This is a genomic window from Methylomonas sp. BW4-1 (assembly GCF_052474385.1).
This window is the reverse complement of sequence record NZ_CP184125.1, coordinates 517,886-539,959: the sequence shown is the minus strand read 5'-3', so window position 1 is coordinate 539,959 and position 22,074 is coordinate 517,886. Positions and strand designations below refer to the sequence as shown.

Below are 22,074 nucleotides of genomic sequence, written 5' to 3'. Positions count from 1 at the left end.
AAACCAAGCAATTTTGCGGCATTTAATTAATCTCGTTAGCCGGAGAACGCATGCTGCGGATCATTTATCTGTTTGGATTGGTATCACTGATTTTTCCGGGCCTCGTATCTGCCGATTCGACGCCAGCAGTGCCACCGACCTTTCATCTTGACCTTACCCAACATTGGGTTGGCTACTTTTCGCTGGTCGTGATGATCGTTGCCTATATCTCGGCAATGCTCGAAGACGTAACCCATCTTCGCAAATCCAAACCGATGCTGCTGGCCGCGGCGTTGATCTGGTTCGTCATCGTCCTGGCATATCAACAGCACGGCCACAGCTTACCGGCAACCACAGCCTTCAAGAGTAACTTGCAGGCGTATATCGAATTACTCTTGTTCATCATGGTTTCGATGACCTACTTGAATGCGATGGAGGACATGGGTATTTTTAATGCGCTGAAGATCTGGCTGGTCAGTAAAGACCTCAGCTATCGCAGACTATTTTGGATAACGGGATTTTTAGTTTTTCTCATTTCCTGTATCGTCAACGGCTTGACCGCCGGCTTGTTGATGGGCGCTGTTGTGGTAGCTGTTGGCAAAAACAGTGCGCGTTTTGTCTCACTGGGCTGCTTGAACATCGTGATTGCCACCAATGCCGGCGGCACATTTAGCCCACTGGGCGGCATATCGACACTGTTTGTTTGGCAGCATGGCATGCTGGGTTTTACCGAGTTTTTTAAATTATTCGTACCTTGCCTGGTAAATTTTCTAGTGCCGGCGACAGCCATGCATTTTGCCTTGCCTAAAGACAAACCCATCGTTGATGCCGAGGAAATCTTGTTACCGCGCGGCGCCAAGCGCATCCTGTTCTTGTTCGGCGTCACCATCAGCTTGGCGGTTGGTTTTGACATGGCCTTGGGATTACCGGCGGCGGCCGGCATGATGGCAGGCCTATCCTTGTTGCAATTCTTTTATTTCTATCTCCAAAAATCCGATAAACCGAGCAGTCCGCAACAGTCGGAGTTTTCCCTATTTTTCGGCGGCGGCGACGTGAGTTTGATGACTAACGAAGCCAAGCGCCTGGATATTTTCGATAAAGTGGGCCGAATGGAATGGGATACCTTACTGTTTTTCTACGGCGCGATGATGGGAATTGGCGGCTTGGGCTTTATCGGCTATCTTGATGCCATTTCTCAGGTGTTATATGGACAATTCAGCCCAACTCTGGCGAATGTGATGATCGGTTTATCGTCGGCATTCGTCGACAACGGTACGCTGATGTTTGCCGTGCTAACCATGCACCCGGATATTCCGCAAGGCCAATGGTTGTTGCTGACCTTGACCCTCGGTGTCGGCGGCAGCCTGCTGGCCATCGGCTCGGCCCCGGGCATCGGTTTGATGGGACAAGCCAAGGGGCAATACACCTTTGCTAGCCACATGAAATGGTGCCCGGTCATCCTGTTGGCTTACTTCGCCAGTATCGGTACGCATATGCTGTTCAATGCCGGGTCTTTCTGACCGGTCGAATGGCTAACAACCGCACCACGCGCTAATATCGACGCCCCAATGACACTATCCGAAGCTTGGCTATCCCCGCAAAAGCGCGAGCGCTTCCTCGGCCATGCCTGGGGCATCGCCGCCCCCTTCATTTGCACGCTAATCGATTGGCCTTTGCGTGACCTGCTGGGACCGGCCAGCATCCTGATGACTTATTTACTGGGCGTATTTCTGGTCGCCAGCCGCTACGGCCGCAGCCCATCCATCGTCGCCTCGCTACTCAGTGCACCAACCTTTGCCTTTTATTTTGCCCGCCCCATATTCTCCTTTGCGATCAGCGACTTGGAAAATATCGTCGGCTTGGCGGTGATGATCATCGTCGCGAATGTCACGGGCAGTCTGCTTGAAAAATCACGCCTGCAAGCCGAGTTAGCCGAACAGCGTGAATCGCATACCAATGCGCTCTATCGATTGAGTCGCGACCTGTCGGCAGCACAGGATCATAACGCCGTCGCACGTATCGCGGCCGAACATATCGATAATGAATTTGGTACCGATTCGGTTCTACTGATTGCCAATACCGAAAACGGCCTGCAAATTCAAACGAATCAAGCATTGCCCATTTCATTGCAAAGCCTCGACCATACCCTGGCACAGCAAGCCTTCGAGACAGGTGAAGCCAGACTTCAGCCCCTATTAAGCTATTACCCACTGCAAGGATCTAGCGCTGCGCAAGGCGTTCTAGCCGTCCTACAAACCGAAGCATTGGCCAGACAAACGCCGGAAGTAAACACCTTCTGCCATTTAATCGCGCAAACCTTGGAGCGATTTCAGCTAGCCGCTCAAGCCCGCGAGGCTAATCTGCAAGCCGAAACCGAAGCCTTGCGCAATGCCCTATTAAGCTCCATCTCCCATGACTTGCGCACGCCCTTGACCCGCATCATTACCGCGGTCGGCACCGCTATCGAGAATGATGCCGGATTATCAGCCTCGGAACGCCAAGAGCTGAGTCAATCGGTATTGGAAGAAGCGCAACGCATGTCGGAGTTGACCGGCAAAATTCTGGATATGGCCCGCTTGAGTAGCGGTCAAATCATTTTGCACAGAAGCTGGAATACCATTGAGGAAATCGTCGGCAGTGCCCTGAACCGTATGGATAGGCAGTTACAGAACAGACCGGTCCGCACCCTGCTGCCTGATAGCTTGCCGCTACTTTGGATAGATGCCGTGCTGATAGAACAGGTGCTGGTCAATCTGATCGAAAACGCGGTTAAGTACACGTCGCCAGGCAGCCCGATTGACATCGAGGCCGTATCGCTGCGCGATCAATTCCGCTTAACCGTAGCGGATTACGGTCCGGGCATCGCCAAGAACCAACAAATTCGGATTTTCGAAAAGTTTTATCGGGGCACCACCGAAACCGAGCAAAACGGGGTTGGCCTGGGACTCGCATTGTGCAAGGCTATTGTCGAGGCACATGGCGGGATGATTTATGTGAAAAACCGCATCGGGAAGGGAGCGGAGTTTCTTATCGAACTGCCGCTGCACGAACCACCACCGCTGGCCGAATCGGAAGCGCTTGGAGGCCTGGCATGACTACTGCGCCTTTAATTTTACTAATAGAAGACGACGCGCAAACCCGACGTTTTCTAAAAACCAGCCTCAGCCTTCGCGGCTGGTCCATGATCGAAACTGACTGCGGCAAATCCGGCCTGGCGATGCTGAGCAATGCCAATCCCGACTTGGTGATCTTGGATCTGGGCTTACCTGACATGGACGGGATCGCTGTAACCCGACGCTTGCGGCAATTGTCTGACCTGCCCATCCTGATATTGTCGGCGCGCAGCCAGGAGCAAAACAAGATCATGGCGCTGGATGCCGGGGCCGACGATTACTTGACCAAGCCTTTTGGCAGCGGCGAATTGCATGCTAGGCTACAAGCTTTAATGCGCAGGGTTACACGCAGCCTGAGCAATCAAGAGACTTTCGAAAGCGGCCAGTTAAAAGTCGATCTGACGCGGCGCAAAGTATTTGTTGCCGATCACGAAGTGCGCATCACCCCTATCGAATTTCGGCTACTCGGCATTCTAATCCGTCATGCCGGGGTGGTCGTCACCCATCGCCAGTTACTGCAAGAGGTCTGGGGTGTGGAGCACATACACGATCAACATTATCTACGTATTTACATGGGCCAGTTGCGCCACAAACTGGAAGTCAATCCGGCGCGGCCGCGTTATTTGCTGACTGAAGTGGGGGTGGGGTATCGCATGGCGGTTAACGATGACGATTAGAGTTTGACCCAGCCTGTAACAGCGGTTCTCTCTAAACTGTTGACTGCACCCGGTGCTGGCCTGTCGAGGTGGGAGTCCAAGATTCTAGGAATCTAAAAACTAATCGAGAAGCCTGTTACGGTGAATTCCTTTCGAAATGGCCGTGTCAGGTATTTGGTTCTGGAAAACCGCGTGGTTTTAACGGATTAGGAAGAAGCGAGCCAATCCATCAAGACTGGCTCTAGTCGTCTATGCCCAGGCCTAAAAAGGACCGTAGCTAATTCAACAATGCGCCTAAGTTGTTAGGCCGCCGATTGGCGACAGCGGATTGCGCTTGACCGGGATTGTTTTGGATATCCGAGATTAACCTTCCAAGCACCTGTTGCGCCTGCTCAGGGCTATTGATTCTGGCCTGACTGTCACTATTTTGTCCGCTGGCAGCCTGCGCCAATTTCAAAGACTCCTGTGACAAACTAACCGTGTCACTTGGGCTGGGCTCGGGTCTCTCAGCCTGATTTTGCGAATTGGCCGCCTTTCTGCGTTCGGCTAACGCTTCAATCCCGCCGGCTTTTTGATCTTTGGATACACCTTGGCTAGCCAAGGAATTTGGGTTTGGGTATGTAGTGTTGATTTCCATCGTCGACTCCCCTGCAAGTTGGACTTACATCTTAACGGTTTTTACGATTCGCCTTAACGACTAGTTTACATCATTCGCCGTAAGTTGTTGACAATTCCACCCGTTAATTGTTTCGGCCGATTCAGGAGAACCAAAACCGAAACCACACACAACCGCCAACGCAAAAATAACAAGATAACTCATTGAGTTTAAATGCTTAATACGTTATCGCATCTTAGCTGGTAAAATATTGCCAGACTTAACCGGCGGACATCCCATTCGCCACTCCGGAATCCCTAACAACCCAAATCAAGCAATGACTACAAAACCCAGCGCAGACCTCACCACTTTCGAAAACCCCAGGCCGGCGCGCGACTTTACGATTCGCATCGACATCCCGGAATTCACCTGTTTGTGCCCGATGACCGGCCAGCCCGACTTCGCCAAACTGGTTCTGGAATATGTACCCAATAAATTATGCGTGGAACTCAAGTCTTTGAAGCTGTATATGTGGACTTTCCGCGAGCGTGGCGCGTTTCATGAGGCTGTAACCAACGAAATTTTGGATCATATCGTCGCGGCAATTTCGCCCAATTTCATGCGCCTGCGCGCCGAATTCAATGTGCGTGGCGGCATTTACACCACGGTAATTGCCGAACATCGCGACCCAAGTTGGCAAGCGCCTGAGCTGGTCAATTTGCCATAAAGCAACGTGAGCGGCAGAACCTTCTATAACAGCGATATTGCTGTCGCCCTGCAATACGACGGCAAAAATGCGCCGAAAGTAACCGCCAAAGGCGAAGGTTTTACCGCTCAGCAAATTCTGGCCATCGCCGAAAAACACGGCGTACCGCTGCAAAACGAGCCGGAGCTGGCGCGAATTTTGGCGCAAGTCCCACTCGGTGAGGAAATCCCCCAACAACTCTATATTGCCGTTGCCGAAGTCATCGCCTTTGCGTATTTCATCAGCGGCAAAACCCCTGATTCCGAATCATGAATTTAAAAGAAACGTTTACCGTGTTGCCGCAATACGCATTGCCGCATCACGCACTCTCCGGCGTGATGTCCAAACTGACTCACTGCCAAAACAAAGCCTGGAAAAACCTGTTTATCAAATCCATCGTGCAACTGTACGGGGTAAATATGCAGGAAGCCAAGTTTCAAGACCTAGATCACTACGCTAGTTTCAATGATTTTTTTACCCGCGAATTAAAAGACGGCGCCAGACAGATTGACTCCGCCGCCGACGCCATAGCCTGTCCGGCGGACGGCGCGGTCAGCCAAGCCGGATCGATCAGCAACGGTCGAATTTTCCAAGCCAAGGGCCACGACTACAGCGCCTTGGAATTACTGGGCGGTGACGCCGAACGGGCGCAGGCCTTTGAAGATGGCTCTTTCGCCACTATTTACTTATCACCCAAGGATTACCACCGTCTGCATATGCCGCTGACCGGCACTTTGCAAGAAATGGTACATATTCCCGGCCGCCTGTTTAGCGTGAATAACACTACCGTTGGCGCCGTGCCGAATCTATTCGCGCGCAACGAGCGCGTAGCCTGTATTTTTGACACGGCCGCCGGTCCGATGGCGTTAATTTTGGTGGGTGCGATTTTCGTGTCCAGCGTCGAAACTGTCTGGCACGGCGTCGTCACGCCACCGAGCATAAGCGCTCCCAGGACCTGGCCTTATGAAAAAGACGCGCCGATTATTGAAAAAGGCATGGAAATGGGCAGATTCAATATGGGCTCGACAATTATCGTCCTGTTCGGTAAAGAAAAAATAGCTTGGAACGACGACTTCTCCAGCGGCAGAGCGGTACAACTGGGCGAGGCGATTGGCCGAACGCTAGCATAAACCGGACAAATTGACAGCGTAATGTGATAAGCACTGCTAGTGTGGCATAATGCGCGCCTGTCCGCCCGGCCGGACCATTAAAACGACGATAACAATAAGAGGATTACCATGAGTTTCTTGATTTCCGATGCGCTGGCCCAAACAGCGCCCTCCGCCGTACAACCCGGCTTTGAAGGTATGCTGTTTCCATTGGGTATTCTGATATTTTTCTATTTCCTGTTCATCCGCCCACAATCCAAGCGCAACAAAGAACAAAAACAAATGCTGGCTGCGTTGGGTAAAGGCGCCGAAGTGGTCACCACCGGCGGTATTCTAGGTAAAGTGGCGGAACTGGACGACAACTTCGTCAAACTGGAAGTCTCTGACAACAGCTTTATTCAGGTCCAACGTCACGCCATCGCCAACATGATGCCTAAAGGTACTTACAAAACCTTGAACAGCAAAAAAACCAAAGAATAAGTTTGCTTTAACCCTGCGATATACCCCGCTTTTATTCGCAACAGCCTGGCTGTCACTGCTTTTAATGGAATAACCATGCAAAATCATTTCCCTGTCTGGAAAAACATCCTAGTAATTTTCGTGCTGTTAGTCGGTACGATTTACGCGCTGCCTAATCTTTATGGCAACGACCCGGCAGTGCAATTGGCCTCGTCTAGCCCGACGCCATTGCAGCAGTCTCAGGCTGACGCAGTCGCCGCCAGCATCAAAAACGCTGGTTTCACGTTGAAAAGCTTTGAATTTGCCGACGGCAAAATCCTGGCGCGATTCAATAATACCGACGAGCAAATGAAAGCGGCAGACCTATTGCGTGAACAAATGGCCGGTAAAGCCACAGTCGCCTTGAATTTAGCGCCTGCCACCCCGGCTTGGCTGCGCGCTTTCGGTGCAAACCCTATGCATCTGGGCTTAGACTTGCGAGGGGGGGTGCACTTTCTGTTGGAAGTTGACATGGACTCCGCGCTGAAACAAGCCGAAGAACGCTACACCAACGACATTCGCTCGGCCTTCCGCGATGCGAAAGTTCGGTATCAATCCGTTTCGAAGGAAGCGGGCGGCATCAAAGTCGTGCTGCCTAACGAAGAATCCAGAGTTGCCGCCACAGAAGTACTCAATAAAGACTTCCGCGGTCTGGATTTAGTGGAAAGCGGTCCGAATGAATTCACATTAAACATCCCCGAACGCAACCTGCGCGAAATCAAGAAATCGGCGCTGGGCCAAAACATTACCACGCTGCGCAACCGGGTCAACGAACTGGGTGTCGCCGAGCCTATCATTCAGCAACAAGGCGACAGCCGCATCGTCGTGCAACTGCCCGGCGTGCAAGACACTACCCGCGCCAAAGAATTGTTAGGCACCACCGCCACACTGGAATACCGTTTGGTAGATGTGGAGCACGATGTGCAATCGGCCTTGGGCGGCCACGAACCTATCGGCAGCCGCTTATATAAAGACAAAAACGGCGCCCCGGTGCTGTTGAAACGTGCGGTTATCGTTACGGGCGACCAGATCACCGATGCGTCATCAGGCTTGGATCAAGACGGTTCACCTGCCGTATTCATCACATTGGATGGTGTCGGTGCCAAGAAAATGGGCAAGATGACCCAGGAAAATATCGGCAAACCGATGGCTGTGGTGTTCATCGAATACAAATCCGAAACCCGGGTCGTTAACGGCGAGAAAGTTCAACATAAAGAAAAAGTCGAAAAAGTCATCAGCGTCGCCACCATTCGCGACAGTTTCAGCAAACGCTTCCAAACCACCGGCCTGGACAGCCCTGAAGAAGCCCGCACCTTGGCCTTATTACTCAGAGCCGGCGCCTTGGCTGCTCCGGTTGAAATCGTCGAAGAACGCACCGTCGGCCCCAGCTTGGGTCAGGAAAATATCGATCAAGGCATGATGTCGATTACCGCCGGCTTCCTGCTGGTGGTATTTTTCATGGTTGCTTATTACCGCGCTTTCGGCTTGATCGCCAACTTTGCTTTGTTGTTTAACGTCGTGCTGCTGATCTCCATTATGTCCGTGTTGCAAGCCACCCTGACCCTGCCAGGCATGGCCGGTATCGTCTTGACTGTGGGTATGGCGGTGGACGCCAACGTACTGATCAACGAACGGATCCGCGAGGAACTGCGTAATGGCTTGAGCCGGCAGGCCAGCATTTACGTAGGTTACGAAAAGGCCTTTGCGACCATTCTCGACTCCAACGTTACCCACTTTATCGTCGCCGTATTGTTGTTCGGCTTTGGCACGGGCCCGGTTAAGGGTTTCGCGCTGGTCTTGATGATTGGGATTGCCACTTCGGTATTTACCGCGGTCACCGGCACCCGGATGTTGGTTAACTGGTTTTACGGCAACGATCACCGCAGCGATAAAATTTCCATCTAGCCAAAAATCTGGTCTCGGCTTAGCATAAACCGGACCGCTTCCGCGATTTCGGAAACACACTATTCGGCAGGGCGTTTTTCAACACTCTGCCTGACACGCTATAATGCGCAATTAATTTTTCAATCAACATCCTCACTGGAGTTACACAATGGCAATCGAACGTACTTTCTCAATCATCAAGCCTGATGCAGTCGCTAAAAATGTGATTGGGGAAATTGTCAGCCGCTTTGAAAAAAACGGCCTGCGCATCGTCGCATCCAAAATGCTGCAACTGACCCAAGAGCAAGCCGAAGGCTTTTATGCCGAGCACAAAGAACGCGGTTTTTTCAAAGACTTGGTTAGCTTCATGACTTCTGGTCCAGTCGTTGTCCAAGTATTGGAAGGCGAAAACGCAGTCCTGAAAAACCGCGAACTGATGGGCGCCACTAATCCTAAAGAAGCGGCGGCCGGCACTATTCGCGCCGACTTCGCAGTCAGCATCGACGAAAACGCTGTACACGGTTCCGATGCACCAGAATCTGCCGCGAGAGAAATCGCTTACTTCTTCTCTGCTAATGAACTCTGCGACCGTATCCGCTAAGCCAGCATTGATTAATCTGCTGGATTTCGACAGAAAAGGCTTGCAGGCCTTTTTTGTCGAGCTCGGCGAAAAGCCGTTTCGCGCTACCCAGGTGCTGAAATGGATTTATCAGGAAGGCATCTCAGATTTTGACGAGATGACCAACCTGAGCAAATCGCTACGCAATTATTTAAAAGAACACTGCCAGATAAAAGTCCCGGAAATCGTCGCCGAACAATTGGCGTCCGACGGCACTTGCAAATGGGCGGTGCAGATGCACTGCGGCAATCGGGTGGAGACCGTTTACATCCCGGAAGAACGCCGCGCCACCTTGTGCATCTCCTCGCAAGTGGGCTGCGCGTTGGCCTGCACCTTTTGCTCGACCGCCAAACAAGGCTTTAACCGCAACCTGTCCACCGCCGAAATCATCGGCCAGCTGTATCTGGCTCAACAACGGCTGGGACCGGAACGCCGCATCACCAACGTGGTGATGATGGGCATGGGCGAGCCGCTATTGAATTTCGACAATGTCGTGGCAGCCATGAATTTAATGATGGATGATTTTTGTTACGGCCTGTCCAAACGCCGCGTCACCATCAGCACCTCGGGGATTGTCCCGGCAATGAAGCGCCTGAACGAAGTCTGCGACGTCAGCGTGGCCGTCTCGCTGCACGCCCCCAACGACGCCTTGCGCGACCAAATCGTACCGATCAACGTCAAATATCCGCTGAAGGAATTGATGGAAGCCTGCCGCGAATACGCCAAGACCGGCCCGCGCAAGCATATTACGTTTGAATACGTGATGCTGGACGGCATCAACGACAGCCCGGAAGACGCCCGCACCTTAGTCAAGCTATTGAAAACCGTGCCGTCCAAACTGAATTTGATTCCATTCAATCCGTTTCCGCAATCGCATTACCGTTGCTCCAGTAACGCCGCCATCCTGAAATTTCGGGATATTCTGCATAATGCCGGCATCGTCACTACCGTTCGCAAGACCCGCGGCGAGGACATCGATGCAGCCTGCGGGCAATTGGTCGGTCAAGTACAAGATAAAAGCCGCAGACATTTAAAACTGCAAGCACAAGGACTCTCGCATGACCAATAGGCAAGCCGCTCGCGGATTAGTGCTAATGAGCCTATTGCTAGGCGCTTGCGGCCTGCTGCCGGACACCCGCGAGACGATGAGCAATGCCGAAAAAGCCAAGCTCAATCTACAAATGGGCGCGCGTTATCTGGACATGGGCATGCTCGACGTCGCCAAGGAAAAACTGGAAACTGCGGTACGGTTGGATTCCAGCAACCCGGAAACCCATAACGCCCTGGCCGTCTTCTATGAGCGCATCAAACAAACCGAAGCGGCCAGCGACAGCTATCAAACTGCGCTAAATAAAGACTCGGATAACTTCAGCATCAAGAACAACTACGGCCGCTTCTTGTGCGAGCAAGGCAAATTCGACAAAGGCATAGCCTTGCTGCAAGATTCGATGGCATCGCCAATGAACAACCGGCCCTGGTTTGCATTAACCAATCTGGGCGTTTGTTACGTTAAGCAGAACGACATGCAGCGCGCCGAAGAGTATTTTCGCCAAGCCTTGCAATCTCAGCCCGATTACTCGCCGGCCTTGCAGGAGATGCAACGCATCAGTTATCAGAATGGCCAATTCATGTCGGCCAGGGCGTTTCTGGAGCGCTACCTGGGCGTCGCCAAACATACCCCGGAAACGCTGTGGATCGCGTTTCAAACCGAACGGGCGCTGGGTAACAGCAAAATATCCGAAGAATACCGCGAGCAATTGATTAGCTCTTTTCCGGCTTCCAAAGAAGCACAACAAGTCAAAACCGCGATCAGCAAATAATCCGGCAACAAATAAGATCATGGCAAAACAACAACAGGCTATCCAAGCCATCCGCGGCATGCACGACATCCTTCCTGAACAATCGCCTCTATGGCAATGGCTGGAAAGCCAGGCCAAACAGGTGTTGAGCGCCTACGGCTATCAGGAAATCAGATTGCCTATCGTTGAAAAAACCGAGCTGTTCAAACGCTCTATTGGTGAAGTCACCGACATCGTCGAAAAAGAAATGTATACCTTCGACGACCGCAACGGCGATTCGTTAACCCTCCGCCCCGAAGGTACCGCCGGCTGTTTGCGCGCCTGCCTGGAACACGGTTTATTGCACAACCAAAGCCACCGTCTGTGGTACTACGGCCCCATGTTCCGCCACGAACGCCCACAAAAAGGCCGTTACCGCCAATTTTATCAATTAGGTGTGGAAACCTACGGCATGCCCGGCCCGGACATCGACGCGGAAATCATCGCGCTGACCGACCGGTTCTGGAAGCAACTGGGCATCCGCGATAAAGTCGAGCTGCAAATCAATTCCCTGGGTACCAGCGAAGAACGTCTGGCTTATCGCGGCAAACTGGTCGAATATTTCCAACAACATCTGGCAGTTTTAGACGAAGACAGCTTGCGCCGCCTGGAAACCAATCCGCTACGCATCCTGGATAGTAAAAATCCGGATATGCAGGCTATGTTGCAACAGGCCCCGGTACTACTTGAGCATCTTGGAGAAGAAAGTCTGGCACATTTCAATAGCCTGAAAGCCACGCTGGACGATCTGGGTATTACCTACCAATTGAATACTCGCTTGGTGCGTGGCCTGGATTATTACGGCAAAACAGTATTCGAATGGGTCACCGAGCACTTAGGCTCGCAAGGCACCATCTGCGCTGGCGGCCGCTACGACGGATTGATCGAACAGCTGGGCGGCAAGGCGAATCACGCCATCGGCTTTGCGATGGGCATGGAGCGCATCCTGGCCTTGCTTGAATTACTGGATAATGTCCCAATCGCGGCTAGCACCGATGTCTACATGATTCGCGTCGGCACCAATGCCGAAGCAGCCGGCATGCGCTTGGCGGAACGCATTCGCGATGCGCTTCCCGGCTTGAAATTGCAAGTCAATTGCGGCGGCGGCAGCTTCAAAAGCCAGTTTAAAAAAGCCGATAAGTCCGGTGCCGAGTACGCCATCATCATCGGCGACGACGAAGCCCAACGCGGCGAAGTGGCCTTGAAACCCTTGCGCATCGACGCTGAGCAAAGCACACACAATCACGACCAACTCCTGCAAACCCTGCAAGACTGGCACAGCCAATAATCCCTTGTAACCTGATAATAGAAGAGAACTACCGTGGCAATTTACGATACCGAAGAAGAACAACTGGAACAGTTGAAAAAGTGGTGGGAAGCCAATCAGACTTCATTGATCGCCGGTGTTGTCACCGCAATAGTATTGGTGAGCGGCTGGAATCTCTGGCAAAACCACCAACTGGAAAAACGCGCCCAAGCCTCGCAGATGTACCAACAATTGTTGGATAGTGCGGCCAAGGACAACAGCGAATCCGCCGAAAAACTGGCGGAACGCCTGCCTATCGAATTTCCGGGCACCGCTTACGCCCACTATGCCGGCCTGCAATTGGCCAAAAGCAAAGTGCAAAAAGGCGATCTGGAAGGCGCTAAAGCGATTCTGGAAAAATCCATCAAGGAAGCCGACAGCGATGAATTAATACATGTCGCCCGTCTGCGCCTGATTCAGTTAATGCTAGCTACCGGCCAATACGAACAAGGTTTGCAACTGATCGCTGCGGTCGATCCGGCCAAATCGGAAGGCTTTTCCGCCAGTTACGACGAATTGCAGGGCGACCTGTACGTCGCACTGGACCGCTTGGACGAAGCCCGTAGCGCGTACCAAAGCGCGATCAGAACCGGTCAAGCCACCCCCCTGACGCAGTTCAAGCTGGACGACGTCGCAACGCCTGGCAACCCTGCCACGGCGACTGCCAATTAAGCACACGCCAACGGATACACGCTTTAGCATGTTAATCAGGAACATCAGATACCGCTCACTTCTCCCGCTGCTTGCCTGCCTGCCGATGCTAGCCGGCTGCGCGGGCTTGGATGCCGGACGCGACTTTATCTCGGGCTTAACGGAATATATCACTGGCGACGACGACAACGCCGATCCGCCGGCCGCCTTGCAGGAATATACCCCGGAAGTGCAAGTCGAGGTGCTGTGGAAGGAATCAATCGGTAATGGCGCGGATGAAAAATATCTGAAACTGATACCGGCAGTCGCCGAAGGCACTGTATACGTCGGCGACAACAAAGGCCATTTGCAGGCGCGTGGCGCCGGCAACGGTAGTCTGAGCTGGGAAAACAACACCGATTACAGCTTCTCAGCCGGTCCCGGTCTGGGCGTGCATACCGTGGTAATGGGTACCAGCACCGGCGAAGTCATAGGTTTTGACAAAGCCAACGGCGAACAGCGCTGGAAAATCGATGTACCCAGCGAAGTATTGGCGGCTCCGGTGGTGAGTCACGGTATTGTCATCGTCCGTACCACCGACGGCAAAATCATCGGCCTAAAAGAAGATAACGGCGCCCAACTCTGGACCTTCGAACACAGCGTACCGGCCCTGAGCATCCGCGGCACCGGCGCGCCCATCATTGTCGACGACAACGTGATCGCCGGCTCGGCCAATGGCAAGCTGGAAGCCCTACAATTGAAAGACGGCAAATCCATCTGGGAAGCCACTATCGCGATACCCAGCGGTCGGTCCGAAGTCGAACGCTTGGTCGATCTCGATGTCGATCCGGTCGCGGCACGCGGCGCCATTTATATTGCCGGCTTCACCGGCGGCGCGTCTTCGGTCTCCGAAGTGGACGGCGATGTGCTGTGGCGCAACGAAGCGGTGTCTTCCTACACCGGCCTGAGTCTGGATTACCGTTACCTTTATGTCAGCGATACCCAAAGCCATGTCTGGCAACTCGATCAACGCAGCGGCGCCTCACTTTGGAAACAAAAAGACTTACACAACCGCCAATTGACGGCGGCGGTGGTTTATCAAAATTATGTCGTAGTCGGCGATTTCGAAGGCTATGTACATTGGCTGTCCAATAGCGACGGCCGCCAATTGGGCCGGATTCAGGTCAGTAAAGCGGCGATAGAAGCCAAGCCGGTAGTCGTGGACGATACGGTTTTCATTTACGCCAAAGACGGCACCCTGGCCGCTTTGAGAGCAAAATAAATTCATGTTACCTGTTATCGCCCTGGTGGGCCGCCCCAATGTGGGCAAATCTACGCTATTTAATTACTTGACGCGCAGTCGCGAAGCATTAGTTGCCGATTATCCCGGCCTGACCCGCGACCGCCAGTACGGTCGGGTCAAACGCGGCGAGCGCGACTGTCTGGTAGTCGATACCGGCGGTATCACTGACGAACAGGAAGGCATAGACGTCTTCGCCAAAAAGCAGGTGGAAATTGCGCTGCAGGAAGCCGACGTGGTGTTCTTCCTGGTCGACGCCCGCGACGGTTTGAACGCCACCGACGAAGCGATTGCCGATATGCTGCGCAAGCTGGGCAAACCGGTGGTGCTGGTGGTGAATAAAGTCGACGGCATCGACAGCAATACCGTGACCAACGATTTTTATAGCCTGGCACTCGGCGAACCCATCGGGATTGCCGCTACCCACGGCCGCAATGTCCACGACTTACTGGATCGTATTGACGAGTTATTGCCGGTAGTCGAGGACGAATTGGAAGAGCAGGATCCGGGTATCGCCATTGCCATCGTCGGCCGTCCTAACGTCGGCAAATCGACCTTAGTGAATCGGCTGCTCGGCGAAGAGCGCGTGGTGGTGTTCGACGAAGCCGGCACGACCCGCGACAGTATCTATATTCCGTTCGAACGCAACGGCCAGAAATTTACCTTAATCGATACCGCCGGCATGCGCCGCCGCTCCCGGGTATCGCTGACCGTGGAAAAATTCAGCATCATTAAATCGCTGCAAGCCATCGAAAAAGCCCATGTGGTGATTTATTTGATCGACGCCCGTGAAGGCGTGACCGATCAGGATGCGCACATTTTGGGCTTGGTGTTGGAAGCCGGCCGAGCCTTGATCATTGGTTTGAACAAATGGGACGGCCTGAACGCCGAACACCGCGATTTCGTGAAAAAGCAGATCGAGATCAAATTGTCGTTTTTGGACTTTGCCGAAAAGCATCCGATCTCGGCGCTACACGGCAGCGGCGTCGGCAAGTTGTTCGACGTGGTGCATACCTTGTACGACTCGGCGATGACTGATATGTCGACGCCCTTGCTGACCCGGATTTTGACCGATGCCCTAGCCGCGCATCAGCCGCCGCTGGTCGGTGGTCGCCGCATCAAATTGAAGTACGCGCACCAGGGCGGCCGCAATCCACCGGTTGTCGTGATCCACGGCACCCAGACCGATGCCCTGCCCGGTGCATACAAACGCTATTTGATGAATTATTTCCGCGATCAGTTGCGGCTGACCGGCACGCCGATACGCTTGGTATTCAAATCGCCGGAGAACCCGTTTCAAGGCCAGAAAAACCCGCTAAGCGACCGCCAGATGAAAAAACGCAAGCGCCTGATCGATTTCAGCAAACGCAAAAAATAAAAACACCCAGGGAGCAACACATGGCAACCATCACTTTCCAAGGCAAACCGATCAACACTATCGGCGATTTACCGGCGGTAGGTACGCAAGCGCCGGATTTTCAATTAACCAATCGTAAAATGCAGGACGTGGGTTTGGCTGAATTTGCCGGCAAACGTAAAGTGTTGAACATAGTCCCCAGCCTGGATACGCCGACCTGCGCTACCTCGACCCGCAAATTCAACGAAAAAGCCGCGCATTTGCATAATACCGTGGTGTTGGTGGTATCGGCTGACCTACCCTTCGCGCAAGTGCGGTTTTGCGAAGTCGAAGGCATCAAACACGTCGTGCCGCTCTCGACCTTCCGTTCCAGCTTCGCCCACGATTACGGCGTCGAGCTGTTGGACAGCATCCTGGCAGGCTTGACCGCCCGCGCTATCGTCATCATCGACGAAAACGATAAAGTGATCTACACCCAGTTGGTCAGCGAAATTGCGGACGAGCCTGACTACGTCAGCGCCTTGGCCGCCCTGCATTAACCGTGACACAGAGCGCCGAGTTCAGATTTTTCAACTCGGCGCGAAGCCACAAGCTAAAGTCTAAGATTTTTCTAAATCCCCGGAATCATCAAGCCGTCGCTTGGCGTTCCGCCTGATCGTACATCGCGCCAAATAGCTGAATAACGACATAAATCATGGTTCTGGCAACACGAACCGCATCAGGCTCCGCCGGGCTGTCGGCAACATAGGCGCTGATGGCATCATCCATGAATTTAACCAAGCCGGCTTGCGAATCGCTCTCGGTCAGGCGCTCGGTAAATCGATTCTGAAATTTGTCGCGAAATTTCGTATCCATCTTGTTGCCAGGCATGAATGCCTGCAATTCCGCATCGAGTAAGGCGGCCGTATTCTGTAACCATTCCATGTTCAATACCCTTTGGTCCGGCAAATCGCCGAAGGCATGCCGGAATACACAAATCACATCGAAACAAAGATCCATGAACAGATTTGCCAAATCTTTATCCTTGTCGGCAATCAAAGCCGAAAACACGCCAAAGATCGTTTGCGCCAACGCGCCCTGCTCGGCTTGGAATTGCTGAAGTATGCTGCGGCCGGCATTTTCATCCTGGCTTTTGGCGTATTGCAGGGCCTGATACAGCTCTCGGTCGGTTAATTCACGCATCGTCGGTTCTAACTAAGTTCGATAAATATCCAGGCGATATATTATCAAGCCCATGCCTGATAAAGGATATTTATAGTATATGGCCCATTGAACCGGCCTTTAAATATCCTCGCCTTCCATGGTGAAAATCAGGCATTTTCAGAAATTTTCTTCAGTTAACCAGGGTATGGCCGCGTTGACGCATGCAGGTTTTAAATGCCCGTTTAAAGCTTTCGTTCGCTTTATAGCCTTCCCACAACCCCGCGGGGATAGCCAATATTGCACCACCAGCTGCGCCGGTGGCGGCGCTGCCGGCTATCGCACCGACTGCCGCGCCGCCCGCGGCACCGGTAACCGCGCCGACACCGGCACCCATGCCGATTTCCTTGGTAATATCCGACGCTTGTTCCGCAAGAGACTTACACTCGACCATGTCACGTTGCGTGGTTTGCGGCTGTTGGTCCAAGCGCGGGTCGATGATCGGATGCCAGCCAGTCATGGATGCGCAGCCGCTGGTTAATGTGGCAAGTAGCAACATACTGCCGAAATATTTTTGTGTCATTTTTCCTCCAAAAGGCATGTTTAAATTGTTAGCTAAAATCTCATCATTGCTGGTTGAGATATTGAGCGACTGGTGCTGCGGAGGATTGCTCCGGCACGCATTAGAGTGGATAAAGTTGCGAGATATTGCTGCCGACGGGTATGTACCATTCCTTAAAATCTATCGGCAGCTCGAGTAGGGGCGCGGTGATGCAGTGTTTTAAAAGACCGTCAATGGCAACATAGATGCCGCCGCCGATGTGTTTTTCGCCAAGCTGTTGATTTATAGCAGTATTCAAGTCGCGCATAATCACTCCGTCAGTTGTTCACTTGCGAAAAATTCTAAGTTTGGCGACTTAAAATCTACTTAAGCTTTGATTAGAATCCGGTTAAAACGCCGCCGGCTGCTCAGCACACAGGAATCGGCGTCATGTTCGGAAAGGCTTTGCAAACCCCGCTTAAACAGGCAGTATGTTCCAATGAAAACCCTCACCCAACTCCATGCAGATATCGACACGCGGGTAAAAATCATCCGCGACAACCAACCCGATTGGCTATGCCGCCAGGGTTGCGACGGCTGTTGCCGCAAGCTTGCCGCAGTACCTAAGATCACCGCGGACGAATGGCATTGTCTGCAACAAGGCCTGATGGCCTTAACGCCGGAACGATTTCAGCAAATCAGTGGGGAGATAGCCGCGCTGGCCGGCCAAATAGCGCGCCCGGTCATCTGCCCGCTGCTGGACAAAGCCAATGGCGCTTGCCTGGTCTATGCACACCGCCCTATCGCTTGCCGAACTTACGGTTTTTATGTTCAGCGCGATCAGGGGCTGTACTGTAAAGACATCGAAGCGCGCGTAAGTGATGGCGCGCTGAGCGAAGTGGTGTGGGGCAACCATGACGGCATTGATCATCGGTTACTTGCTCTAGGCGAGTCGCGCGAATTGCCGGAGTGGTTTGCGGATTGGCAGCGGGATGATGATTGAATCGAGGCTATAGCCCCGACACGCAGAGGTTTGTTTTTGATAGTAAAAAGACCTAACACGCCGCTCAAAGAGTAGCTGTCGCCAGTCCGCAGAGCGGAGGCTCCGCGACTCATACCGCTCAACGAACAGCGCCGACTCAGTAAGCCCTATAGCGCGCCAGGGATGCCCGGAACAGACACGCCTCTGCCATCATTCAGCAGCCGGCGAATGATGGCTATCGTGATCAGGTATGCCTGGATTGCCGTGGTCCTCGGCTTGGGCATCGAACCATTCGTGCAGGGCCTGAACGAATTGGGGGTATTCGGTAGAAAAATGAATCTGTCCGCCGTTATCCAAAGCTTGATATTGAACTTTAATATCATCGACTTTTGCCTTTTTTAACTGCGCCAGCCCCGGCATTTCCGCACCATGCAAACGTTCCGTCGCCGCATAATTGCCCGCCTGGTATTGTTCCGCCCTTTTTTGCAAATGCCCCTGAATTAATTTGATTTGCGAGGCATTGTCCGCGGATTTGATCACCACATGCTGGACACCGCCGTGCACCGTTTTGGTAAAGGTTTGTACCGTCCCCTGCACCGCGTAAGGCACTATTGTCTGTAACTGTTCTTGATTGATGGGTTTGGCAGGCGCATGCTCAATAGCTTGCACGACGATCAGGCATTGTAAAATACCCAGTATTATCAATAGGTAGTGTTTCATGGCGATACTCCGAGTAGATTGACATTCATCCTGAAGACTGAGTTTTTTATCCGGTCGATTAATACCTTTCGCTCCGGACCTATTGGAGAAGCACCCTAATTGGCTTGGACAAACATAGCCGGATCGGGATGCCGGTAATCAATAGAGCCGGATTTGCCACTCAGTGATTCGCTGGCTCCGTTCTTCATACACAAAATACGTTTTAGCAAATCCTCAAGCTTTCCATTGCAGGAATTGATCGAGGCGCTCGACGTTATCAGGTAAAAACACATGCACCTGATTCCGGCCTTTTTCCTTGGCTCTGTAACACGCGCTATCGGCGTTACTTAAAAACTCCCCGACATCCCGAACGGTGCACGTCACCGCAGCCACTCCAATGCTGGCGCTCACGGTAAATTCAGCATCACCCCAGTTAAATTTGAAATTGCGTAGACTATTACATAGTTCATGGGCGATATTGCGCGCTTGATCAAGTGTGGTGTGTTCCAGCAACAACGCGAACTCGTCACCGCCCAATCGGGCCAGCGTGTCACGTTGCCGCAGTTTGGAGGACAAAACGCTACTGATTCTGCGCAGTAATTCATCCCCTGCCGCTTGTCCACAGGTATCGTTGACCTGCTTAAAATGATCCAGATCGAGATAACAAAGCGCATGGTGAAAATAGCCGGGGCGGGTGCTAGCCAATACCCTTGCCACCCGTTGTTCAAAAGCTGTCCGATTAACCAGCCCGGTCAAGGGGTCGTGGCTGGCCTGATAGGCCAAACTCTGCCGTTTGGTTTGAGATGCCGACATATCCCAAAACACCAGTACCAAGCTATCGACAAATCCATCCAACGCGACCGGATAAAACGAATATTCGACCGGAAATGACCGGCCATCCTTGCGTTTAAAATTAGCGGTACTACGCTGAGCGATGATGTCGCGGGCCATATCAGGCAACTTGAGCGCTTCCAGCGCTAAGATCAAATCCCCGGCTATCATGGCAACGATGTCCTGTCCCAGCACGTCTATCTCGGCGTAACCCAAAACCTGCAACGCGGCCCGGTTAACGAAGCTGCAACGGCCATCCACATCAAGACCGACAATACCTTCGCCGGCAGAATCCAGCAGTAAGCGAAAGCGCCTCTCGCTGTTGCGCGCCTCGGTATTGGCGTGTTTGAGCTTCACCAAAGTGGTATCAAGACTGGCATTGGCAGACTTGAGGATGGCGCATTGTTTTTCCAGTTGTTCCGTACGCTTAAACACCAACTCCTCCAAACGTTGCCGGTAATAGCTCAGCTCCTGTTCGGTTTCTTTGTCTTTGGTAATATCAATCAGGACCCCTTGCAAAAACAAACTTTCGCCGGCTTCATTCCGCACTACGTTGGCTTCGTCGAGAAACCAGCGATGGCTTCCATCCTGTTTACGTAATCGGTATTCGCACCTCAGCGGCGCATGATGTTTATAGGTATAGGCATAGGCTTCTACCGCCACTGCCAGATCGTCCGGGTGCACCCGCTTCAGTATACCTTGCGGGTCATCAAGCCAATCTTGCTCGGGCAAACCCAATTGAGCAATTTGCGGACTGACATATAACAGCTTTACCGGCGTTTCCAACGATGCGATATAAGTGATCACCGGCATTTGTTCCACCAAGGCCCGGTACTTAGCTTCCGCCTCACGCAATTGCGCCAGGGTTTCGGTTTTCTCCGCCAGCAGGTGCTGTCCCTGCAACTCTCGGCTAACTTCAGTGGGCGATGCGGCGTCCGCGTTGCTGGCGCAGTTGTTAGAGTGGACCGTGACAAAGGCCGCATCATCGCATTCTATCGGCATCAGGATGGAGACATTCGCCTGTTTGACCGTTTCCACTTGATTGGCGATGTAGCCGGCATCCAGCATATCCGGTGATTGCCAATCCCCGCGCACTTGTTCGGGCTGGCGGTCTTCGGCGAGTTTAAGACCGTGATGACTGGGTTCTCCCTCGCAAAACGCCGCATCATGATCCCGAAACGCCGCCAGGGAGTGTTTGTTCGCCATCCGGCTGGCTGGATCGTGGTCTATAACAAGTGAGCAGCTATGGGCTTTGGCTGATGCAGTGTTCATAAAATCGCCCCCTATCGGTGACTGGGTTTCAATAGCCGGACTGACCAGATAAAACCACGGGGCGATATTTCAGCGCCGGTAGACTTGATCAGCCAAATGCGTAGCGTCTCCTGAGATCTTTGGCATGTCCATAAGTGGTAATGGCAGTAATAGGTTTGGACAGCGGCGACGGATTGGCACTGACAGCAAGCAGCCGAGCAAACTCGTTTTTGATGATCGGGTAACACTCGCAACTTTGCGCTTCCAGGCCGGCGCGCTCCAGCACGCTGATTTGACCACGGCAATACCGAATTACCCCGGCTTGCTGTAATTTCCCGGCGACCTCTGTGATGCCTTCGCGGCGCACGCCCAACAGACTGGCGATGGATTGCTGCGTTATTGCTATCTCGCTCCCGCTCTGCCGGTCCAGGATCATCAACAGCCAACGCGAGAATTGTTGTTCAATGGAATGATGCCGCTTGCAAGCCGCTATTTGCGTCATATGCGTCAGTAGTGCCTGGGTATAGCGGAGTAACACACCTTGCAGCCCACTGTGCTGTCCGCCTATCCGCCCAATTTCCTCATCAACCAAACTCCTGCGCAAACGATAGGCGTAGCCCGGCATCACTACTAAGGCTTGATACGGTATGGATTCACCGCCCATGAACAGCGATATACCCAGCATGCCTTCGTTGCCAATCAAAGCCAGTTCGCGGGAGGCTCCATTCTCAGTAAAGTAAAGCTCCGCTATCACACCGGTCACAGGGAAGTAGACATAACGCAAAGACTCATCCGGTTCACAAAGCGCGTCGCCACACTCCATTTCAACCCGTTCCAGTAAACTTGAAACACGGGCATACTCGGGTTCAGGCAGCATAGCGAGAAGCTGGTTTTGTCTTGGATGGTCCAATTCACTCATCAGTTATTTCCGGATTGTTTGGTGAGGGGTAAATCAAGTATTCATATTGCTGAAACGGTAAATCCATACCAACATAGCGCGT

24 protein-coding genes are annotated in these 22,074 nt (G+C 52.8%); 17 read left to right on the top strand and 7 right to left on the bottom strand.

Translation table 11 applies throughout. The features are described from left to right. The first annotated feature begins 50 nt into the window (after positions 1 to 50). Genes nhaD through ACH5Y9_RS02415 form a run of 3 tightly spaced genes read left to right on the top strand, consistent with a single transcriptional unit; the run spans position 51 to position 3,769 of the window. Positions 51 to 1,499: a sodium:proton antiporter NhaD gene (gene nhaD, locus ACH5Y9_RS02425; protein ID WP_445368381.1), complete on the top strand. Its 1,449-nt coding sequence runs from the start codon at positions 51 to 53 to the stop codon at positions 1,497 to 1,499. Positions 1,500 to 1,547: 48 nt separating this feature from the next. Continuing rightward, positions 1,548 to 3,074 (top strand): DUF4118 domain-containing protein, encoded by a 1,527-nt coding sequence (locus ACH5Y9_RS02420; RefSeq protein WP_445368380.1) that lies wholly within the window; start codon positions 1,548 to 1,550, stop codon positions 3,072 to 3,074. Then, positions 3,071 to 3,769: a response regulator gene (locus tag ACH5Y9_RS02415; protein ID WP_445368379.1), complete on the top strand. Its 699-nt coding sequence runs from the start codon at positions 3,071 to 3,073 to the stop codon at positions 3,767 to 3,769. Before ACH5Y9_RS02420 ends, ACH5Y9_RS02415 begins: the two co-directional genes overlap by 4 nt. A gap of 256 nt (positions 3,770 to 4,025) precedes the next feature. Here ACH5Y9_RS02415 and ACH5Y9_RS02410 read toward each other — a convergent pair whose 3' ends face one another. Beyond that, entirely contained in the window at positions 4,026 to 4,385 is a 360-nt protein-coding gene (locus tag ACH5Y9_RS02410; protein ID WP_445368378.1) for a hypothetical protein, read from the bottom strand. Positions 4,386 to 4,680: 295 nt separating this feature from the next. Between ACH5Y9_RS02410 and queF the strand changes: the two genes are divergently transcribed. The 13 genes from queF (at position 4,681) to tpx (ending at position 16,168) form a co-directional block, all read left to right on the top strand. After that, positions 4,681 to 5,070 (top strand): preQ(1) synthase, encoded by a 390-nt coding sequence (gene queF / locus ACH5Y9_RS02405; protein ID WP_171696088.1) that lies wholly within the window; start codon positions 4,681 to 4,683, stop codon positions 5,068 to 5,070. 6 nt (positions 5,071 to 5,076) lie between these two features. Further along, the gene (locus ACH5Y9_RS02400) at positions 5,077 to 5,361 is read left to right on the top strand and encodes an EscU/YscU/HrcU family type III secretion system export apparatus switch protein (RefSeq protein WP_026603899.1); all 285 of its coding nucleotides are present in this window, start codon (positions 5,077 to 5,079) and stop codon (positions 5,359 to 5,361) included. Next, positions 5,358 to 6,218 carry an archaetidylserine decarboxylase gene (gene asd / locus ACH5Y9_RS02395; RefSeq protein WP_445368377.1) on the top strand — a complete coding sequence of 287 codons (861 nt, stop codon included), beginning with the start codon at positions 5,358 to 5,360 and terminating at the stop codon, positions 6,216 to 6,218. The genes ACH5Y9_RS02400 and asd overlap by 4 nt, the downstream gene beginning before the upstream one ends. Positions 6,219 to 6,326: 108 nt before the next feature. After that, a complete protein-coding gene (gene yajC / locus ACH5Y9_RS02390; RefSeq protein WP_084153212.1) occupies positions 6,327 to 6,677 on the top strand; it encodes a preprotein translocase subunit YajC in 351 nt (116 codons plus the stop codon). Positions 6,678 to 6,752: 75 nt separating this feature from the next. Continuing rightward, positions 6,753 to 8,600, top strand: a complete 1,848-nt coding sequence (secD, locus tag ACH5Y9_RS02385; RefSeq protein ID WP_415880263.1) for a protein translocase subunit SecD — start codon at positions 6,753 to 6,755, stop codon at positions 8,598 to 8,600. 148 nt (positions 8,601 to 8,748) lie between these two features. Continuing rightward, positions 8,749 to 9,180 carry a nucleoside-diphosphate kinase gene (ndk, locus tag ACH5Y9_RS02380; protein WP_033155547.1) on the top strand — a complete coding sequence of 144 codons (432 nt, stop codon included), beginning with the start codon at positions 8,749 to 8,751 and terminating at the stop codon, positions 9,178 to 9,180. Next, positions 9,155 to 10,267 carry a 23S rRNA (adenine(2503)-C(2))-methyltransferase RlmN gene (gene rlmN / locus ACH5Y9_RS02375; RefSeq protein WP_445368376.1) on the top strand — a complete coding sequence of 371 codons (1,113 nt, stop codon included), beginning with the start codon at positions 9,155 to 9,157 and terminating at the stop codon, positions 10,265 to 10,267. The genes ndk and rlmN overlap by 26 nt, the downstream gene beginning before the upstream one ends. Then, positions 10,257 to 11,018, top strand: a complete 762-nt coding sequence (gene pilW / locus ACH5Y9_RS02370) for a type IV pilus biogenesis/stability protein PilW (RefSeq protein ID WP_445368375.1) — start codon at positions 10,257 to 10,259, stop codon at positions 11,016 to 11,018. Before rlmN ends, pilW begins: the two co-directional genes overlap by 11 nt. A 19-nt stretch (positions 11,019 to 11,037) precedes the next feature. Continuing rightward, entirely contained in the window at positions 11,038 to 12,324 is a 1,287-nt protein-coding gene (gene hisS, locus ACH5Y9_RS02365; protein WP_445368374.1) for a histidine--tRNA ligase, read from the top strand. Positions 12,325 to 12,357: 33 nt separating this feature from the next. After that, positions 12,358 to 13,014: a YfgM family protein gene (locus ACH5Y9_RS02360; protein ID WP_445368373.1), complete on the top strand. Its 657-nt coding sequence runs from the start codon at positions 12,358 to 12,360 to the stop codon at positions 13,012 to 13,014. 28 nt (positions 13,015 to 13,042) lie between these two features. After that, entirely contained in the window at positions 13,043 to 14,254 is a 1,212-nt protein-coding gene (gene bamB, locus ACH5Y9_RS02355) for an outer membrane protein assembly factor BamB (protein ID WP_033155552.1), read from the top strand. A gap of 4 nt (positions 14,255 to 14,258) precedes the next feature. After that, a complete protein-coding gene (gene der / locus ACH5Y9_RS02350; protein WP_445368372.1) occupies positions 14,259 to 15,650 on the top strand; it encodes a ribosome biogenesis GTPase Der in 1,392 nt (463 codons plus the stop codon). Between the two features lie 20 nt (positions 15,651 to 15,670). Continuing rightward, entirely contained in the window at positions 15,671 to 16,168 is a 498-nt protein-coding gene (gene tpx / locus ACH5Y9_RS02345) for a thiol peroxidase (RefSeq protein WP_445368371.1), read from the top strand. A gap of 88 nt (positions 16,169 to 16,256) precedes the next feature. On the opposite strand, the gene ACH5Y9_RS02340 is transcribed toward tpx, so the two are convergent. The 3 genes from ACH5Y9_RS02340 to ACH5Y9_RS02330 form a co-directional block, all read right to left on the bottom strand. After that, on the bottom strand, positions 16,257 to 16,811 hold the full coding sequence (locus ACH5Y9_RS02340) for a hypothetical protein (RefSeq protein WP_445368370.1): 555 nt from the start codon (positions 16,809 to 16,811) through the stop codon (positions 16,257 to 16,259). Positions 16,812 to 16,962: 151 nt separating this feature from the next. After that, a complete protein-coding gene (locus ACH5Y9_RS02335) occupies positions 16,963 to 17,352 on the bottom strand; it encodes a glycine zipper family protein (RefSeq protein ID WP_445368369.1) in 390 nt (129 codons plus the stop codon). A gap of 100 nt (positions 17,353 to 17,452) precedes the next feature. Next, positions 17,453 to 17,638, bottom strand: a complete 186-nt coding sequence (locus tag ACH5Y9_RS02330) for a hypothetical protein (RefSeq protein ID WP_445368368.1) — start codon at positions 17,636 to 17,638, stop codon at positions 17,453 to 17,455. A gap of 171 nt (positions 17,639 to 17,809) precedes the next feature. On the opposite strand from ACH5Y9_RS02330, the gene ACH5Y9_RS02325 reads away from it, so the two are divergent. Then, the gene (locus ACH5Y9_RS02325; RefSeq protein ID WP_445368367.1) at positions 17,810 to 18,313 is read left to right on the top strand and encodes a YkgJ family cysteine cluster protein; all 504 of its coding nucleotides are present in this window, start codon (positions 17,810 to 17,812) and stop codon (positions 18,311 to 18,313) included. A gap of 189 nt (positions 18,314 to 18,502) precedes the next feature. Here ACH5Y9_RS02325 and ACH5Y9_RS02320 read toward each other — a convergent pair whose 3' ends face one another. The 3 genes from ACH5Y9_RS02320 to ACH5Y9_RS02310 all read right to left on the bottom strand — a co-directional run bounded on the left by ACH5Y9_RS02320 (position 18,503) and on the right by ACH5Y9_RS02310 (position 21,992). Then, complete coding sequence (locus ACH5Y9_RS02320; protein ID WP_445368366.1) at positions 18,503 to 19,012, bottom strand: aspartate carbamoyltransferase; 510 nt, start codon at positions 19,010 to 19,012, stop codon at positions 18,503 to 18,505. Positions 19,013 to 19,225: 213 nt separating this feature from the next. Continuing rightward, on the bottom strand, positions 19,226 to 21,094 hold the full coding sequence (locus ACH5Y9_RS02315) for a diguanylate cyclase domain-containing protein (RefSeq protein WP_445368365.1): 1,869 nt from the start codon (positions 21,092 to 21,094) through the stop codon (positions 19,226 to 19,228). Between the two features lie 88 nt (positions 21,095 to 21,182). Continuing rightward, on the bottom strand, positions 21,183 to 21,992 hold the full coding sequence (locus ACH5Y9_RS02310; RefSeq protein WP_033155560.1) for a Crp/Fnr family transcriptional regulator: 810 nt from the start codon (positions 21,990 to 21,992) through the stop codon (positions 21,183 to 21,185). Positions 21,993 to 22,074: the final 82 nt, after the last annotated feature.

Coding starts and splice junctions, on each gene's coding strand:
- ACH5Y9_RS02315 (WP_445368365.1), bottom strand. CDS start 21,094: ATGAACACTGCATCAGCCAAAGCCCATAGCTGCTCACTTGTTATAGAC.
- pilW (WP_445368375.1), top strand. CDS start 10,257: ATGACCAATAGGCAAGCCGCTCGCGGATTAGTGCTAATGAGCCTATTG.
- yajC (WP_084153212.1), top strand. CDS start 6,327: ATGAGTTTCTTGATTTCCGATGCGCTGGCCCAAACAGCGCCCTCCGCC.
- nhaD (WP_445368381.1), top strand. CDS start 51: ATGCTGCGGATCATTTATCTGTTTGGATTGGTATCACTGATTTTTCCG.
- hisS (WP_445368374.1), top strand. CDS start 11,038: ATGGCAAAACAACAACAGGCTATCCAAGCCATCCGCGGCATGCACGAC.
- ACH5Y9_RS02410 (WP_445368378.1), bottom strand. CDS start 4,385: ATGGAAATCAACACTACATACCCAAACCCAAATTCCTTGGCTAGCCAA.
- ACH5Y9_RS02340 (WP_445368370.1), bottom strand. CDS start 16,811: ATGCGTGAATTAACCGACCGAGAGCTGTATCAGGCCCTGCAATACGCC.
- ACH5Y9_RS02320 (WP_445368366.1), bottom strand. CDS start 19,012: ATGAAACACTACCTATTGATAATACTGGGTATTTTACAATGCCTGATC.
- ACH5Y9_RS02420 (WP_445368380.1), top strand. CDS start 1,548: ATGACACTATCCGAAGCTTGGCTATCCCCGCAAAAGCGCGAGCGCTTC.
- ACH5Y9_RS02330 (WP_445368368.1), bottom strand. CDS start 17,638: ATGCGCGACTTGAATACTGCTATAAATCAACAGCTTGGCGAAAAACAC.
- secD (WP_415880263.1), top strand. CDS start 6,753: ATGCAAAATCATTTCCCTGTCTGGAAAAACATCCTAGTAATTTTCGTG.
- asd (WP_445368377.1), top strand. CDS start 5,358: ATGAATTTAAAAGAAACGTTTACCGTGTTGCCGCAATACGCATTGCCG.
- ACH5Y9_RS02415 (WP_445368379.1), top strand. CDS start 3,071: ATGACTACTGCGCCTTTAATTTTACTAATAGAAGACGACGCGCAAACC.
- rlmN (WP_445368376.1), top strand. CDS start 9,155: ATGAACTCTGCGACCGTATCCGCTAAGCCAGCATTGATTAATCTGCTG.
- ACH5Y9_RS02310 (WP_033155560.1), bottom strand. CDS start 21,992: ATGAGTGAATTGGACCATCCAAGACAAAACCAGCTTCTCGCTATGCTG.
- bamB (WP_033155552.1), top strand. CDS start 13,043: ATGTTAATCAGGAACATCAGATACCGCTCACTTCTCCCGCTGCTTGCC.
- tpx (WP_445368371.1), top strand. CDS start 15,671: ATGGCAACCATCACTTTCCAAGGCAAACCGATCAACACTATCGGCGAT.
- ndk (WP_033155547.1), top strand. CDS start 8,749: ATGGCAATCGAACGTACTTTCTCAATCATCAAGCCTGATGCAGTCGCT.
- queF (WP_171696088.1), top strand. CDS start 4,681: ATGACTACAAAACCCAGCGCAGACCTCACCACTTTCGAAAACCCCAGG.
- der (WP_445368372.1), top strand. CDS start 14,259: ATGTTACCTGTTATCGCCCTGGTGGGCCGCCCCAATGTGGGCAAATCT.
- ACH5Y9_RS02325 (WP_445368367.1), top strand. CDS start 17,810: ATGAAAACCCTCACCCAACTCCATGCAGATATCGACACGCGGGTAAAA.
- ACH5Y9_RS02335 (WP_445368369.1), bottom strand. CDS start 17,352: ATGACACAAAAATATTTCGGCAGTATGTTGCTACTTGCCACATTAACC.